Annotated in this window: 16 protein-coding genes; 11 read left to right on the top strand and 5 right to left on the bottom strand. The window is 66.3% G+C overall.

What is annotated here, in order from left to right:
- The 5 genes from AC3FOF_RS30390 to AC3FOF_RS30370 all read left to right on the top strand — a co-directional run bounded on the left by AC3FOF_RS30390 (position 1) and on the right by AC3FOF_RS30370 (position 5,622).
- Complete coding sequence (locus tag AC3FOF_RS30390; RefSeq protein WP_017230521.1) at positions 1 to 849, top strand: dihydroorotate dehydrogenase electron transfer subunit; 849 nt, start codon at positions 1 to 3, stop codon at positions 847 to 849.
- Complete coding sequence (locus AC3FOF_RS30385; protein ID WP_488728706.1) at positions 842 to 1,792, top strand: dihydroorotate dehydrogenase; 951 nt, start codon at positions 842 to 844, stop codon at positions 1,790 to 1,792. The genes AC3FOF_RS30390 and AC3FOF_RS30385 overlap by 8 nt, the downstream gene beginning before the upstream one ends.
- Positions 1,793 to 1,905: 113 nt before the next feature.
- The gene (locus AC3FOF_RS30380) at positions 1,906 to 3,159 is read left to right on the top strand and encodes a hydantoinase/carbamoylase family amidase (protein WP_488728705.1); all 1,254 of its coding nucleotides are present in this window, start codon (positions 1,906 to 1,908) and stop codon (positions 3,157 to 3,159) included.
- 270 nt (positions 3,160 to 3,429) lie between these two features.
- Positions 3,430 to 4,854, top strand: coding sequence for an aspartate ammonia-lyase (gene aspA / locus AC3FOF_RS30375; RefSeq protein WP_488728721.1), 1,425 nt, complete (start codon positions 3,430 to 3,432; stop codon positions 4,852 to 4,854).
- A gap of 63 nt (positions 4,855 to 4,917) precedes the next feature.
- Positions 4,918 to 5,622, top strand: a complete 705-nt coding sequence (locus tag AC3FOF_RS30370) for an orotate phosphoribosyltransferase (protein ID WP_488728704.1) — start codon at positions 4,918 to 4,920, stop codon at positions 5,620 to 5,622.
- On the opposite strand, the gene AC3FOF_RS30365 is transcribed toward AC3FOF_RS30370, so the two are convergent.
- Positions 5,613 to 6,512: a sterol desaturase family protein gene (locus tag AC3FOF_RS30365; RefSeq protein ID WP_017230516.1), complete on the bottom strand. Its 900-nt coding sequence runs from the start codon at positions 6,510 to 6,512 to the stop codon at positions 5,613 to 5,615. The genes AC3FOF_RS30370 and AC3FOF_RS30365 overlap by 10 nt on opposite strands.
- A gap of 124 nt (positions 6,513 to 6,636) precedes the next feature.
- Here AC3FOF_RS30365 and AC3FOF_RS30360 point away from each other — a divergent pair, with 124 nt between their 5' ends.
- Positions 6,637 to 7,545 carry a LysR family transcriptional regulator gene (locus tag AC3FOF_RS30360; RefSeq protein ID WP_346430294.1) on the top strand — a complete coding sequence of 303 codons (909 nt, stop codon included), beginning with the start codon at positions 6,637 to 6,639 and terminating at the stop codon, positions 7,543 to 7,545.
- A 17-nt stretch (positions 7,546 to 7,562) separates the two neighbouring features.
- On the opposite strand, the gene AC3FOF_RS30355 is transcribed toward AC3FOF_RS30360, so the two are convergent.
- Positions 7,563 to 8,249: a TetR/AcrR family transcriptional regulator gene (locus AC3FOF_RS30355; protein WP_276266925.1), complete on the bottom strand. Its 687-nt coding sequence runs from the start codon at positions 8,247 to 8,249 to the stop codon at positions 7,563 to 7,565.
- Positions 8,246 to 9,274, bottom strand: coding sequence for a 2Fe-2S iron-sulfur cluster-binding protein (locus AC3FOF_RS30350; protein ID WP_488728703.1), 1,029 nt, complete (start codon positions 9,272 to 9,274; stop codon positions 8,246 to 8,248). The genes AC3FOF_RS30355 and AC3FOF_RS30350 overlap by 4 nt, the downstream gene beginning before the upstream one ends.
- Positions 9,275 to 9,443: 169 nt before the next feature.
- On the opposite strand from AC3FOF_RS30350, the gene AC3FOF_RS30345 reads away from it, so the two are divergent.
- The 5 genes from AC3FOF_RS30345 (at position 9,444) to AC3FOF_RS30325 (ending at position 13,913) form a co-directional block, all read left to right on the top strand.
- Entirely contained in the window at positions 9,444 to 10,529 is a 1,086-nt protein-coding gene (locus AC3FOF_RS30345) for a ferritin-like domain-containing protein (RefSeq protein WP_276266927.1), read from the top strand.
- Positions 10,530 to 11,289: 760 nt separating this feature from the next.
- Positions 11,290 to 11,814 carry a dethiobiotin synthetase gene (locus AC3FOF_RS30340; RefSeq protein ID WP_276266928.1) on the top strand — a complete coding sequence of 175 codons (525 nt, stop codon included), beginning with the start codon at positions 11,290 to 11,292 and terminating at the stop codon, positions 11,812 to 11,814.
- Between the two features lie 129 nt (positions 11,815 to 11,943).
- Complete coding sequence (locus AC3FOF_RS30335; RefSeq protein ID WP_488728702.1) at positions 11,944 to 12,564, top strand: RNA polymerase sigma factor; 621 nt, start codon at positions 11,944 to 11,946, stop codon at positions 12,562 to 12,564.
- Positions 12,554 to 13,222 carry an anti-sigma factor family protein gene (locus tag AC3FOF_RS30330; protein ID WP_488728701.1) on the top strand — a complete coding sequence of 223 codons (669 nt, stop codon included), beginning with the start codon at positions 12,554 to 12,556 and terminating at the stop codon, positions 13,220 to 13,222. Before AC3FOF_RS30335 ends, AC3FOF_RS30330 begins: the two co-directional genes overlap by 11 nt.
- 208 nt (positions 13,223 to 13,430) lie before the next feature.
- Positions 13,431 to 13,913 (top strand): hypothetical protein, encoded by a 483-nt coding sequence (locus tag AC3FOF_RS30325; protein WP_488728700.1) that lies wholly within the window; start codon positions 13,431 to 13,433, stop codon positions 13,911 to 13,913.
- A 232-nt stretch (positions 13,914 to 14,145) separates the two neighbouring features.
- Here AC3FOF_RS30325 and AC3FOF_RS30320 read toward each other — a convergent pair whose 3' ends face one another.
- Together AC3FOF_RS30320 and AC3FOF_RS30315 are read right to left on the bottom strand one after the other, a co-directional pair.
- Complete coding sequence (locus AC3FOF_RS30320; protein WP_017228677.1) at positions 14,146 to 14,775, bottom strand: heme-binding beta-barrel domain-containing protein; 630 nt, start codon at positions 14,773 to 14,775, stop codon at positions 14,146 to 14,148.
- A 267-nt stretch (positions 14,776 to 15,042) separates the two neighbouring features.
- A complete protein-coding gene (locus AC3FOF_RS30315; RefSeq protein WP_488728699.1) occupies positions 15,043 to 15,777 on the bottom strand; it encodes a hypothetical protein in 735 nt (244 codons plus the stop codon).
- Positions 15,778 to 15,783: the final 6 nt, after the last annotated feature.

The raw sequence follows: 15,783 nt of genomic DNA, 5'->3' as shown, positions 1-15,783 counted from the left end.
ATGTCAGCAACCCTTTGCAGCGCGCTGCAGGGCGCCGCCGTCGCGTCCTACCGCTGCCGCGTCGTCGAGCACTACTGGGTCAACCGGCGCTACAAGTACATTCGCCTGGCGTCCGATGCGCCGCTCGCGCGGATCACCAGGCCGGGGCAGTTCTATCAGCTCAGATGCCCGGTCACGGAAGCGGAGCAGCCATTCCTGCTGCGCCCCATGAGCGTCTATGGCGCGGGGCCGGAAGACGGCCGCATCGAGTTCCTCTACAGCGTGACCGGCGCCGGCACGCGCGCCATGGCCGGCCTGCAGGACGGCGGGCAGTTGGATATCGTCGGCCCCCTGGGCAATACCTTTACCTTCGACCCCGCGTTCAAACGCATCCTGATGGTCGCGCGCGGCGTGGGCCTTGCCACCATGGCGCCGCTGATCCAGCAGGCGGCCGGCGCCGGCGTGGCGATCAGCGCGGTCATGTCGGCACGCGCGCCCGATGACCTGATGGAGAAGGAATTCCTGCGGGGCGCCAATGCCGGGGTGCAGCGTGTGTTCGACGCCGATGGCTCGTCATCGGTGGCATCCGTCGAAGTCCTGCTGCGCCGCATGATCGACACCCAGCGGCCCGACGCCGTCTATACCTGCGGCTCGCACCGCCTGCTGATGCTGCTGCAGCGCGTGCTGGCGGACTATCCCGAGGTCAGGGGCGAGGTGGCGATGGAACAGCGCATGGCGTGCGGAATGGGGGTTTGCCTGTCCTGCGTCCGCCTGTTCGATTGTGACGGCGACAAGCAATTCCTGCGGGTTTGCCGCGAAGGCCCCGTGTTTTCGATTCGCGATGTGGTGGGGGAGGTGGAGTTTGGCTGATTCATCCGTTCGGGTCGGCGAGCTCACGCTGCGCAACCCTGTCATGCCCGCCTCCGGCTGCTTCGCCATCGAGTACCGCGAAGCGCTCGATTTCAACCGGCTCGGCGCCCTGGTCATCAAGAGCGTCTCGCCGAAAGCGCGCGCCGGCAATCCCACGCCCCGCGTCGCGGAGACCTGCGGCGGCATGCTGAACTCGATCGGCATTCCCGGCAAGGGGCTGGACCACTACCGCGATCACGTACTGCCGCCGTACACAGCGTACGACACGCCGGTGGTGGTGTCGGTCTCCGCGGATACGGCGGAAGAGTTCGCCTTCGCATGCGAGGCCATGTCGCTGCCCGGGGTGGCGGCGATCGAGGCGAATATCTCGTGCCCCAATCTGGAGGCCGACGGCATGGCCTTCGCCATGCTGCCCGAGACCACCTACAAGGCCGTCGCGGCGATACGCCGGCGCACCCGTCTGCCGTTCTGGGTCAAGCTCACGCCCAACGCCAGCCATATCGCGGCAGTGGCGCGGGCGGCGGAGGATGCGGGCGCGGACGCCATCGTGATGGGCAACACGGTGCTCGGCATGGCCATCGACGTGCGCACGCGCAAGCCCAGGCTGGGCAACGTGATGGGCGGCCTGTCCGGCCCCGCCATCAAGCCGATCGCCTTGCGGCTGGTGCACCAGTGCTACCGCGCCGTGCGCATTCCCATCATCGGCTGCGGCGGTATCCAGAGCGCCGAGGATGCGGTGGAGTTCATGCTCGCAGGGGCCTCCGCCGTCCAGGTCGGCACCGCCTCGTTCCGCGATCCCGGGGTCATGCAGAAGATCATCGACGGGCTCCAGGCGTACTGCGACGAGACGGGCACCGCAGCGGTGCGGGACCTGACGGGACAGGTCCGGCTCGACCGGCAACTGAGCGACCGCTGGCTGCGCTTCGCGCAGCAATCGGGTTGACGACGGCGCCAGCCGCACCGCTGCGGCGGCCGGCTCCCGCCGCGCGCTTGCAGCGATGCACGGGTAACCAGCAACAAACAGACAAGCAGACAAGCGACAGGCAGACAAGCGTCATGGATATTCTGGAACTCAAGCCGCTCGCCGCGCAGCTGTTCAACGACATCAGGGCGCTGTCGTTCGATGGCGTGGGCGTGACCCGGGGCAGCTATGGCGCGGGCGAGACCGCCGCAGCCGACTATCTGCGGGAATTCGCGCTGCGCGAAGGTATCGAGGCCGGCACCGACCGGGCGGCCAATCTCGTGTTCCACCTGCCCGAAGCCGACCGCGACGCGCCGGCCGCATGGGTGGGTTCGCATCTGGACTCGGTGCCCCAGGGCGGCAACTACGACGGCCTGGCGGGGATCGTCGCGGGGATTCTCTGCCTGGTGCGACAAAAACGCAGTGGCCGGCCATCGAACGTGCCGCTGAAGGTGATCGGCTTCCGCGGCGAGGAGAGCGCCTGGTTCGGCAAGGCCTATATGGGGTCCGGCGCCGCGCTGGGCAAGCTGTCCGCCGACGACCTCGCGCTCAGGCACCGGCAGTCCGGCCAGACGCTGGCGGCGTGCATGGAAGCCGCCGGCGCCGATATCGAGGCCGTCCGCGCGCAGACCGTGCTGTTCGACAAGTCGAAGGTGCGCGCCTACCTGGAGCTGCATATCGAGCAGGGCCCGGTGATGGTGGCGCGCGGCTTGCCGCTGGCCGTGGTGCCTGGCATCCGCGGAAACGTGCGCCACAACCGCATCGCCTGCATCGGCGAGGCCGGCCACTCCGGCGCGGTACCCCGCTGGCTGCGCAAGGACGCCATGTTCGCGGTGGCCGAGCTGATCACCCGTCTCGACGAGCATTGGCGTGTGCTGCTGGAGCGCGGCATCGACCTGGTGGTTACCACCGGCATGGTCAGCACCAGCCCGGAGGAACACTCGGTCTCCCGCATTCCCGGCACGGTGAATTTCAGCTTCGAGGCGCGCAGCAAGAGCGTTGACACCCTGGAGGGCTTCTACCAGCTGATGCGCGCGGAATGCAAGGCCATCTGCCGCGACCGTGGCGTGTGCTTCGAGTTCGACCGCCGCATGGATTCCGCGCCGGCGACCATGGACAGCCAGCTGTCCGGGCTGCTGGCGGAGAAGTGCCGGCTGCAGGGCACGCCGTTCGAACTGGTGCCCAGCGGCGCCGGCCACGATGCGTCCCTGTTTGCCAATGCCGGCATTCCGACGGGCATGCTGTTCATCCGCAACGAGAATGGGTCCCACAATCCCGGCGAGGCCATGGACCTGGATGATTTCATGCTCGGCACGGGCGTGCTGGAGCAGGCCATCGGCAGCCTCTGAGCGGCGCCATGGCATGCTCGATCGCGTTTGTCCGGGGACCGCTGCCGCGGCCGGCCCCTGAACGTGGGGAGCATCACGTTCCTGAGCGAGCGCCGGCGGGCGCCCGGATTCGTCGCATCGCCGGATGGCAAGACGGAGCTTCCGTTCCTGGCCGGCGAGGCACTAGATTGGAAGATGGCGGAACCCGAAGCGAGCCGGGAAAGTGACATCGCAGCGACATTGCCAGGCTATAGCAATGCTCCCATCTGAGAGGCACGGATCATGAACGAGATGAACGACACCTATCGCATTGAATCGGACCTGCTGGGCGAGCGCGAGGTGCCCAATGCCGCCTACTACGGCGTGCATACGCTGCGCGCCGTCGAGAACTTCCAGATCTCCGGCACCACGATCGCCACCTATCCCAATCTGGTGATCGCCCTGGCCGCCATCAAGGAGGCGGCGGCGCAGGCCAACGCGGAACTCGGGCTGCTCCCGGAAGCGTTGCGCGCCGCGATCGCCGCGGCTTGCCAGGAGATCCGGGAAGGCAGGCTGCATGAGCAGTTCGTGGTGGACATCATCCAGGGTGGCGCCGGTACCTCCACCAATATGAATGCCAACGAGGTCATCTGCAACCGGGCCCTGGAGATCATGGGACACCAACGCGGGGAGTACGCCTACCTGCATCCCAACGAGCACGTCAATATGGCGCAGAGCACCAATGACGTCTACCCGACGGCGCTGCGGATCGCCACCTTCTTCGCCATCGGGCACCTGCTGGATGCGATGGACGTGCTGCGCGCCGCGTTCGACGCCAAGGCCGTGGAGTTCGCCGGACTGCTCAAGCTGGGACGCACCCAGCTGCAGGACGCGGTCCCCATGACGCTCGGCCAGGAGTTCTCGACCTACGCGGTCATGCTCGAGGAGGATATGGCGCGGCTGCGGGAGGCATCGGCGCTGATCCGCGAAGTCAACCTGGGCGCCACCGCCATCGGCACCGGCATTACCGCGCATCCCGACTATGCGGCCAAGGCCACCGCGGCGCTGAGCCGGATCACCGGGGTCGATCTGATCACCGCGCCCAACCTGGTGGAGGCCACGCAGGATTGCGGCGCCTTCGTGCAGATCTCCGGCGTGCTCAAGCGCATCGCCGTCAAGCTGTCCAAGACCTGCAACGACCTGCGGCTGCTGTCCAGCGGCCCGCGCGCCGGCTTTGGCGAGATCAACCTGCCGCCCATGCAGGCCGGCTCGTCGATCATGCCGGGCAAGGTGAATCCGGTCATCCCGGAAGTGGTCAACCAGATCGCCTTCGAGGTCTTCGGCAACGACACCGCGGTGACCTTCGCCGCGGAGGCCGGGCAGTTGCAGTTGAACGCCTTCGAGCCGGTGATCGCGGCCAGCCTGTTCCGCAGTTTCAAGCACCTGACCAACGGCTGCGCCACGCTGGCGGAGCGGTGCGTCAAGGGGATCACAGCCAACCCGGACCGGCTGCGAGAGACCATCGAGCGCTCCATCGCCCTGGTGACAGCGCTCAACCCGATCATCGGGTACAAGAACGCAACGTCGGTCGCTGCCGAGGCTTACGCCAGCAATGCGACCATCCGGGAGGTGGTCCTGGCGCGGGGCCTGATGACCGAGGCGGAACTGGAGGAAGCCCTGCGGCCGGAAGCCCTGATCCAGCCCCGCGCGTACGGCCCGAAGCCGGCCGGGCGGTAGCGCGGCGTCTTGCCACCGCTGCACGAGCCTGCCGCGGTGGCGCACAAGAATTGGAGCACATGCATGTCTCAACCCTTCCAGCCATCCCGAGCTGCTCAGCTGCGTTCCCAGGTCGGCCTGTCGACAACCGTGGGCCGTGCCCTGCTGGACGCCGGCTGCGTCAAGTTCCGCACGGACGAGCCGTTCCGGCTGCCGTCCGGCTGGGCCAGCCCGGTCTATATCGATTGCCGCCGGCTGATTTCCTTTCCCCGGCTGAGGCGGGAACTGATCGCTCGCGGGCTGGAGATGCTGAGGGAGCGCCACTGCCTGGAGGGTATCGACGCGGTGGCCGGCGCCGAGTCGAGCGGGATCGCGCCTGGCGCCTGGGTGGCCGAAGCCCTGGACCTGCCGCTGCTGTATGTGCGCAAGGAAGCCAAGGGCCTGGGGCCGGGTTCGCAGGTCGAAGGGCTGGTGGCGGCGGGAGACCGGGTGCTGCTGGTCGACGACATGATGGCGGCTGCCCGCTCCAAGCGGATCTTCTGCGAAGCGCTGAGCGCCGCCGGCACGACCGTGAAGGACATTTTCGTGCTGTTCGACTACGGCACCTTCCCCACGCAAGCCATGCTGGCCCCATGGCAGGTCACGGCGCATTCGCTGGCGAACTGGCGGGACGTGCTCGACGCAGCGTGCGCGGCCGGTACCGTTGGCCAGCGTAGCCTGGACGAGCTGCGCGCGTTTCTGGACGACCCGCTGCGCTGGTCGCGGGATCACGGCGGGCGTCAGGCCTGAGTCCGTTCGCCATGCGGCAAAGCCGCATCGGCGCTGGCCTCCGCATAGGCGCGCCCGCCGAAGCGCAGCGCGGAATGCTCGCGCCGCGATTGGAACAAGGGATAGAACATCTGGGTGAACCAGCGCTCTTGCCCGAACAGCAGGTCATCCTGCAGGCCGACCCTGGCGGGGTACTTTCGCGTGATGTGCGCGGAGCCGAACAGGATGTCCCAGAAGAACAGCAGGTTGCCGAAATTGCCCTTGTAGTGCCCGATGCCGTCTTCATTCGTCAGTGCGTGGTGGGCCCAGTGCGTGGCCGGCGTCGAGATCGTCCGCTCCAGCACCCACATCACCGGGCGCAAGGCGCGGATCCGGTACAGCGGCTCGTCCCAGCGCCATGCGCTGTGTGCGCCAAGGATCACGGCCAGCTTGACAACGATGTACACGCCATAGACCTTGGCGAAGCCGAGGTACAGCAAGACGCCGGCAATCCACAGTCCCGGCATCATCAGGTAATAGAAGAAATTGTTGCGGTACGTCATGCGGATGCTCATGTACTGCGCGGTGTGGTGCGCGCGGTGCAATGGCCACAGCAGCGGCGAATGCGATAGGCGGTGCCACCAGTACTGGGTCATGTCGTCGCAGACCAGCATGATCGCCACCATGGCCCACCAGGGCAGGTCCGCCCACGCGCCTTGCTGTTGCGGAATCAGCCACACGCAGAGCTTGTTGGTGACGAGCAGGGCCAGCGGCTGGGTCACCGCCAGCAGGCTGACGAACATCGCCAGCTCCAGCTTGGTATCGTCGTGGGTGGCGTGGACGCTGCGCTTGTAGCGCCGGGTGACGAACTCCATGCCGGCAAAGCCAAGCATGATGGTCAGGATCAACAGGTTCTGCAGGTGCGGACGCATTGGCGTTGTCTCCGATGTCGCTTCATGGTCTGGACGACTTTAGGTCCGGACCACTTTAGGCTTGCCGCGTTAATGCGTCCAATGCATACTTCGCAACGTTCCAATGCGTATGGAGCAACGCAAGATGATGGATCTTCGCCGCCTCGGCCACGTCCTGGCGCTGGCCGACACGCTGCATTTCGCGCGGGCGGCCGAGCGCGTTCACCTGAGCCAGCCCGCCTTCAGCCGCAGCATCCAGGCCATCGAGAGCGATCTCGGCATCCGCCTGTTCGAGCGCGATGCCGGCGACGTTCGGCCCACGCCGGCCGGCGAGTTCGTGATCGAGCGGGCCCGCAAGCTGCTCTTCGATGCGCGCTGCCTGCAGCGCGATGTCGATCTTTATCGCGACAGCGAGCTGGGCGACACCGCCTTCGGCGTCGGGCCGTTCCCGGCCGCGACCCTCATGCCGCGTGTGCTGTCCGAACTGCGGCGTCTCTATCCCAAGGTTGCCTTGCGGGTCGAGGAGAGCAACTGGCACCAGTTGCTGGAGCGCCTGCGCACGGAGGATATCGAGTTCTTCGTTGCGGAGGTACGCGACCTGCCGGAGGACGCGGCGCTGGATGTCCGTCCGCTGGGAACGCAGCGCGGCTGCTTCTGCGTCCGCGCGGGGCATCCGCTGGCGGCGCGCCAATGCACGTTGCAGGATGCCTGGCGCTACGGCGTTGCGGCCACGAAGGTACCGAACGTGGTGAAAGCCGGGCTGGCGAGAGCCATCGGATTGCCGGCGGGGCAGGAAGCCATTCCCGCCCTGGAGTGCGATGACTTCGCCATCCTGCGGGCGGTGGCTTTATCGACCGACACGGTGCTGGCCGCCACGCAGGCCGCGGTGCAAGCCGATCTCGATGCCGGTGCACTGGTGCCGCTGCGCGTGCGGGGACTGCCCGCGCTGTTTTCGGAGATGGGCGTGGTGAGCCTGCGCAACCGGACGCCGTCGCCCATGGCGAGCAATGCGATCGCCTGCATCACGCGGGTTGCGGGTGAAGTGAACAGGTAGCCCGTAGGGGGCGATGCCTAGGCCTGGCCGCCTGCCGGCAGCGCAAGGTAGCGATGCAGCATCTCGGCAAGCCGCTGCTCCAGCCGCGGGTCGTACAGGTCCAGGCCGCCGGGGGCATGCAGCACGATGTTGGTCAAGGCGCTGACGACAAGCTGGACCGCGATCCGGGTTTCGTCGTCGGGTCCGGTGAAGCGCGTGGCATCGACATGCCGCGCCAGGCGCGGCACCATCGCATCCAGTATCCGCTGGTTGGCCTCGCGGATGGGGCGCCACAGGGGGTTCTGCGCAGGGCCGTGCCGCATATAGGCCGCGAACAGGCCGCGGTGCTTGCGGAAGAGATCGATATAGAAGCCGACGATGCGGGCGCAGATCGCGGCGGCCGGCCCCGTGGCCCACACCGGGTCCGTGGCCAGCGAGAGGTCCAGCGCGGCGCGCAGTTCTGCCAGCGTGTCCTCCAGCACCAGCGCGCAGAAGGTCTCTTTGTCGGGGAAGCGTGCATAGAAGGCACCGACCGAGGTGCCCGCGGCACGCGTCAGCCCGGCAAGCGAGAAGCCGCCCAGGTCGCCCGCTTCATTGATCAGCGTCCTGCCTGCCGACAGCAATGCCTTCAGCGTGGCTTCGCTGCGCTCCTGCCGGGGTGGCTTCAGTCCCGCGCGCAGCGTGGTAGCCGCGGCTTTTCCCGGCGCCGTGGTTTCGGATGTCATACGTCGTAGGTAATGGCGACCGGCCGCTCCCGGCGCGGGCGCGCCTGGCAGGTCAGGATCCAGCCGGCGGCAAGCTCGTCGGCATTGAAGACATCGTTGCGCTCATGGACCACCGCACCGTCGATGCACTTGGCCGCGCACGAGCCGCAATAGCCTTCCTCGCAGGCATAGGGCGCATCCACGCCGCTGGCCAGCGCCGCGTGCAGCAGCGACTGGCCGCCGGCTACGCGGACCACATGCAGCGCGCCGCCGATGGTGACGCTGGCATCGCAGGCGTCCGTGCCCGCCTGCGATGAAGGGCTCGCGGCAGCAGCCCCGGGTTGCTGCGCGGCAGCGTCGAACCGCTCAAGATGCACGCGCCCGCGCGCCACGCCTGCCGCTTCGGCCGCTTCCACGACCGTCTGCATGAACGGCCCCGGGCCGCACAGATAAAGCTGGCAATGCGCCACCGGCGAGAGCAGGGCGGCAATGTTGCCGCGCCCGGGAAATCCAGCGGCATCGTCGTAGTGCATATGCACGGTCAGCCGCTCGGGGTGGTCCCGCGCCAGGCTGGCGATCTCCCTCCCGAAGATCGTGCCGGCGGCATCGCGATTGGCATAGAAAAGCGTCATCCCGCGCTTCGTGCAAACCAGCGCCGACCGGATCATCGAAAGCACGGGCGTAATGCCGCTGCCCGCCGCGCAGAAGAAGAGCGGGGCGTCGCTGTCGTCGCAAACGAAACGGCCGGCCGGCGCGCTTACCTCCAGTTGCGTGCCGGCGCGGACTTGGGCGTGGAACCAGCCCGACACCCGTCCGCCGGGGATGTGCTTGACGGTGACCACCGGCAGGCCGCCGGCCTCGGGCGAGCTGGAAAGCGAGTAGCTCCGCTGCAGGATTTCGCCCTCCATGTTTACCCGGAAAGTGAGGTGCTGGCCGGCGCGATACGCGAACGATTGCTGCAGCGCATCCGGCACCGCAAGCGTGTAGGAGCGCGCGTCGGCGGTCTCCCCGGTCACCTGCGCGACCGTCAGATTGTGGAACTGCATCAATGTCTCCCGGCGGCTCCGGACCCTGTTCCGAGTCCTTGAAATAACAAGAAAGAGAATTATGATTCTGTTTTATAGCCGGAGACCAACGCAAATTCAAGACCGTTCCCACCTCCGGTGAAACCAGCGTGGAGAGCGGTCGCAACCCATGAGCGCCAAAGGAGACGGCATGTCATCCCTTCATCGTTACACGCTGCCGGTGGTCCAGACAGGTTGGTCGATCGGCAGCCAGGTGGCCACCGAGTTCAACTGGGAATACGACAACGAGAATTCCAAGCTGCTGCAACTCTACGAGACCAGCAAGAAGCAGCAATGGAACGCCAGCGACCGCATCGATTGGTCGCAGCAACTCGATCCCGAGAACCCGCAGGAACTGGACGACCGGATGATCCCGATCTACGGCACGCCGCTCTGGGACAAGCTGGGGCATCAGGACCGCATCGAAGTGCGCCGCCACCAGCAGGCGCATTCGCTGTCGCAGTTCCTGCATGGCGAGCAGGGGGCGCTGATGGTTTCCGCGCGCATCGTGCAGATGGTGCCGGGCATGGACGCCAAATTCTATGCCGCCACGCAGACCATGGACGAAGCGCGCCATGTCGAAGCGTATTCACGCCTGCTGCACGAAAAGGTAGGCATTCTCTATCCGATCACGCCGGGACTCAAATCGCTGCTGGAAACCATCCTGACCGATTCGCGCTGGGACTTCTGCTACCTCGGCATGCAGGTGCTGGTGGAAGGGCTGGCGCTCGCTGCGTTCCAGCGCATCCGCGACTTTTCCAGGAATCCGCTGGCCGCCTCGATCAACGCTTACGTGATGCAGGACGAAGCGCGCCACGTCGCCTTCGGCCGTACCGCGCTGCGCGGCTACTATCCGCAGCTGACCGAGGCCGAACGCAAGGAGCGGGAAGACTTCGTCATCGAAGCCTGCTACCTGATGCGCGATCGCTTCGACCAGAAGGAGGTCTGGGGCCGCCTCGGCCTGCCGGAGGACGAGTGCGCAAAGGCGGTGCGGGAGTCGGAGAACATGCGGCAGTTCCGCCATCGGCTGTTCAGCCGCATCGTGCCCACCGTCAAGGATATCGGCCTATGGAGCCCGCGCGTGCAGAGCGCGTTTGCCGACATGGGCGCCATCGAGTTCGCCAATGTCGACGTGGAGGCGCAGTTTGCGCAGGATCAGAAGATTGCCGAAGAATTCGATGCGCGCCGGCACGTGACGGACGCCATCGACGCGGCGCAAGCCGGCGCGCAGCACTGAGGCGGAAGGGGGGCTGGGCGGTGGCGCAACCACTTCCCAGGTTTCTTGGATTCGCCGGGCTGCGTGGGTAACCAAGGTCGCTTGTCGGCCCACTGCCGCCAGCCGGCGGCTCATCATTCGCATGACAGCTTCCGGAGCGGAGCTGCCATTGACACGAAGATCGCCACTGCCAGCACATCGGCCATAGCGGTCTTTTGGCCCAAGGCGTCCAGGCATCTGCCGCGGGCTTGCTACCGGGCGGACGCTCACTGGGCGCTCCAGGCTGAACGTCCGCTTGCTCTGTGGGGGACCGGTAGCAACCAGCCCAACGCGGGCAATCGGGTCAGCTTTCGTCCTGCAGCTACCGCTGTCATCTGGCGTTGCGGCAACAACGACAGACGGGAAGGTGCATGTTGGGCGCACACGATGCTATGGCCCGCACTGGCTGGCGGAAAGGCGATCGCCTGTCCGCCAGCGCGTCGCCGCGCCGGTGTCCGACCGGGCAGATCTTGCCGGATGGCCCGGGTCGCCGGACAGGGCAACCTTCATTCCCGATATCTGTCCGGTTCATGCGAATAACCGCGCTCGTGCGGCAGTAATACAGGTGCCGGCACGCAGCGGCGCCTCCCGGATAGCCTCCCGCTTCGACATCCAGCCGGTTCGCCAGGGCATGACACCGTGGCGCATCGGCGGCCCGGCATGCCGGCGCATCCTTGGCGCTGCCATCCGGCTCCGCAGGCCGGGCGGCAGTCTTCTCCACGATGGTTGCAGGAGATCAGACATGTTTTCCATTACCTCAATCAAACGCGCGCTGAAGCTTCATGCGCCGCGGCATGCACGGCCGATGCTGGCACTGGCTGCCGCGGTCCTGGCAGGCGGCTGCGCGAGTCCGGCGTGGCAATCGGTAACGCCGGGCACCAGCCAGGCCGAACTGCGGGCCAGGCTGGGTGAGCCGCGCGAGGCCTATCCACTGCCGGATGGCTCCTGGCGCTGGCTCTATCCCGCGCCAGGCGAAACCAAATGGGCAGCCGAGCTGGATCCCAGCGGGCGCGTCGTCAGTGTCAGGCAGATCCTGACCAGCGAGGAGCTCGGCCAGGCCAGGATCGGCGAGTGGACCATGCATGAGGTGCTGGTTCGTTTCGGCAAGCCGGCCGAAACCACCGAATTCCCCCGCCTGCACCGCAGGGTATGGAGCTACCGTTTCGCGCAGGACGGTCTGTCGTACGCGACGATGCACTTCTACTTCGATCCGGGCGGGGTGCTGCGCCTGACTCAGGTCATCCCGGATTTCCTGACCGGGTCGTAGCGCGCGCCGGCTTCCACCGGGCAACGGCGCCGTCGAACACCGCAGGGTCTTTCCCGGCGGGCAGGCGTTGGCCCGGGAATAAATGGCAGCCCGGGGCGGTAATACACAGGCAAGGAACAGGAGGGCACCGTGGCTGCAACCGACGAGTCCCGCCGCTTCTCGGAGGTGGCTTTGCCGCATCTGGACGCGGCCTACAACCTGGCACGCTGGCTGAGCGGCAGCGCAGGCGATGCCGACGATATCGTGCAGGAGGCCTACTTGCGCGCGTTTCGTTTCTTCAATGGCTTTCACGGTGACAACGCGCGGGCGTGGCTGCTTGCCATCGTCAGGAACACCTGGTTCACCGAGTGGCGCAGGCGGCGCGATGCGGCCGAGGGCGCGTCCTATGACGATGCCCTGCATGGCGACGAGCGCCTGCAGGGATGGGAGGACGATATCGGCAGCAATCCCGAAACACTGGCGGTGCGCCAGGAAGATGTGCACCTTGTCCACCGCGCGCTGGAGACACTGCCGGTCGAATATCGCGAGGTGCTGGTCCTGCGCGAGCTGGAGGAGTTGAGCTATCGCGATATTGCGACGGTTGCCGGCATTCCGATCGGCACTGTGATGTCGCGGCTGGCCCGGGGGCGCCATCTGCTGTGCGCCGCGGTGCGAGCGGCCCAGGCGCCGGCATGCGGCCATGCCGCCGGTATCGCGCGCGCCCGCGTGCCTGCGCCTGACCACTCGTTGGGAGAGAATCATGGACAATGACAAGACAGCGCGTTCGCTGCACAGCCTGCTGCGCGACGGATCGCTCTATCATCGCGCTCCGCCGCATCTGCGTGCGCGCGTGCTGGCGGGGTTGCCGCGCCAGCCTCGCCGCCAGCCCTGGTCCACATGGGGCAACCTTGCCTTCCATCTTGCGCCGGCGTGGGCTGGCGGCGCCTTGGCAGGCGTCGCGGCCTCTGCGCTGGTGTTTGGTGCGCTTGTCCTGGTGCAGCCGCCGCGAACCGGCATGCTGGGCGACGAGATTGTCGCGAGTCACGTGCGTTCGCTGATGTCGCAGCATCCGGTCGACGTAGTGTCGACCGATCGGCACACCGTGAAGCCCTGGTTCAACGGCCGGCTCGACTATGCGCCGCCGGTCATCGACCTTGCGGCACAGGGCTTTCCCCTGGCTGGCGGGCGGGTCGACTATGTCGGCCACCGCGCCGTCGCGGTGCTGGTCTATCGCTACCAGCGGCACCCGATCGACCTTTACGTGTTCCCCGCGCAGGGCAGGGTGCCCGCGCACGCGGCCTATTCTGCCGAGGGATACGCAATGGCGCGGTGGCAGCAGAACGGCATGAGCTTCTGGGCGATCACCGACGCGGAGCCGGAGCATCTGAACACGTTCGTGCAGGCGCTGCGGACGTGGCAAGGCAATTAGAACGGCGAACGGGGCCATGTCATCACGATAGGCCGGGTAGGCACTGTCGGTTGCAAGGCAAGGAGGAAGATCGACAAGGCATTGTGGAGAGCGCGGACGCCTCTGCTGCCGGCTGTGCGGTGCGCTCGTCCCCGCGTGGCGCATCGGCATCCACCTGGCTTTGCCCGCGCTAGCCTGCGCGGGCATTGGCGCCATCCGCTGAGCGGCATTGTCAGCCAGTCCCGATGTCAACGCGGATGGTGCGGTCGATCTGCGCGGCGCCACCGGCCATGAGACCGGAGACCTTGCCGCCCTTCGTTCGGGACCGGGAATAAGCCTGGCCTCTGCGCAGTTCTACAGGTGCATGGCGAACCGGTTGCCGGCAATCAGCGAGTTCCCGGAAGCCGGATCGACATGCGAGCCCAGGCGCAGCCCTCGCGGCAACGTGCCTTGGGAGCCATCCCTACTGCAATTGGAGCGCATCATGAAAATCCTGATTCCGGCGGCTGTCGCCGCATTGACATCGTTCGCGGCCCTGGCCCATGCGTCCGCCATTCCCGGCAATGCCGCAACGCTGGACAGCAAAGCCCATATCGCCGGGCCGCGAGATCCCTACACCGATGGGGCGCGAGCCAGCAAATTCGACGTCTATTCCGATGGTGCAAACATCACGGAGCGGCGCGATCCGTTCACGGACGGGGCGCACAGCTAAGGCGCCGGGCGCACCGCGCGCGACGTAAATAGAGAAGGGAGAAAGGCAGGCTGCGGCCCGCCGGTGGTTTTCCACCGGCGGCTTGTTCCGGGTTCATCTGGCTGCGGGGCGGCGCGCTGTCTGGGGTCGGTAGAGCACGCGTCGTGTTGTCATTCTCGCCACCATGCCAAGGCGGGCCATATCAAGCACAGGGCGAGATCACGCTGCCGCGAAACCAGTACGGCAAGATCCATTATCGTGCGAGCGGATTCGGCGTGGGCTCTCCAATCTTGGTGAGCGTATTGCGATCGGTATGATGAAACGGCTCGGTCTTGCCCCGGATCATGAGCACCGTGTCCTCGTGGTAAGACCAGGTCCCATCGGCGTTGGTCGTGACATTGATCCGAAATTCGATGGTCTTGAACGCATGCTCAAGGAAAGGGTTGGAGCAAATGCCATGCGTTTCGGACCCCTTCGTCGCAACGAGCTCAAACGCCGTCGCATCGGCGGTCGCATTTCCAACGGCCATCACGGTTTGGCCGCGAGGGATCGTCAGCGTGTGGATGACCGTGCCAGTGCCCGGCTCCCAGAGCCAGTAGCCCACTTGCTCGTGATAGGTCTTGATCTGATCCGGCTTGACGACGTGAGTGTGGTAGCGGAGCCCGTAAAGGAGTTGGGGGCCATTGGTCTGTGGATCAATCGGCTGGAGTTCGATCCGTTCCACGAATGCCTGCTTCTTCGGGCCTTCTGCCTTGGGCTTGACATCCAGCCCGCGCATTCCCTGCCAGATCCCGGCCATGCCTGTCAGCGGGCCCAGGTTGTTTAGCGTATCGACATCAATGTCGGATGGCTCGGTGTAAATATCGGCAGGAAACTCGTTCACGATGGTTCTCGATTGAAGCTTTGGAATGTGGGGTCCACGCAGCAGTTCCGGATATGGGCACGGTTTCCGGCCGGTACGCGATTGCACCGTCCGGTCCCGGCGTTCATGCTACGGTACGTGGATTTTCCGCCCGATTCTAACAGCCTCGGAACTTCGACACCGTCGTTCAGGTGAGGGGGAACGATTGTGCGCCCGATACCCGGCGGGCATGCATGCGACGGCCCTGCGCCAGAAGGTATATCTGCCGGCTTCATGCTCGACCGGCGCTCAATCCACCTTGGATGCCTCCCACTGCGCGGGCACCGATGTGGCTGCGCCGTTTCGCACGGACAGCGTGGCGGTCATGCGATGGCGTACGGCTTCGAAGCGCTGGTTCCCGAATACCCCCTCGACGCTTTCCTTGTGGACGACCTGCAGGATGTACTGGCCGCACCATGGATAGCTGACGCGCACCGTACCGTCCTGTCCGGTTCGCTCTTCGCGGGACCAGGTGTTAGGCGCGACGATTCGCACGTCAACGCCGGCCAGCGGAGCGCCGCGGAACACGACCCTGAACTCGCTGGCCTTCCCGGTGGGGACGATGTCGAGCGGGAGCACCGGCGCAACGGGTGCTGGCCCCGTCAGCAGGCGTGCATAGAACATCGGCTTGACCACGCCAATGCCGTAGCGGGTCCAGTCCTTCACGGCGTAGCCGGTTTCTTCCGCCACGATGCCCGAACTGCCTTGCGGCATCGGGAAGGTAAAGCCATCGGTGCCGCGCACGGCGTCGAGCCCGGACAGTTTCCCGGAACGGTCGACGGCCCGGATCTCCGGGGCCGGCATTTCGTCGAGGCGGCCTGGCGAGCGTTCGTGCAGGCGTTCCTCGTATTCGCCGAAATACAGCCGCGAGGTCTTGGCGCCCTGTTCGAGCCAGAGGTAATGGGCGTGGGCCGGCAGCGCCAGCGCGGCGCTTGCGATCATCAAGGCGGCAGCAGCCAGCCGGGCCGGGGTGGGCTTGTTCATTGGCGT

It is taken from the genome of Cupriavidus sp. 96C5-1, from assembly GCF_057798855.1.
Note: the sequence above shows the minus strand (reverse complement) of the source record. Positions and strands in the feature narration are given on the sequence as shown.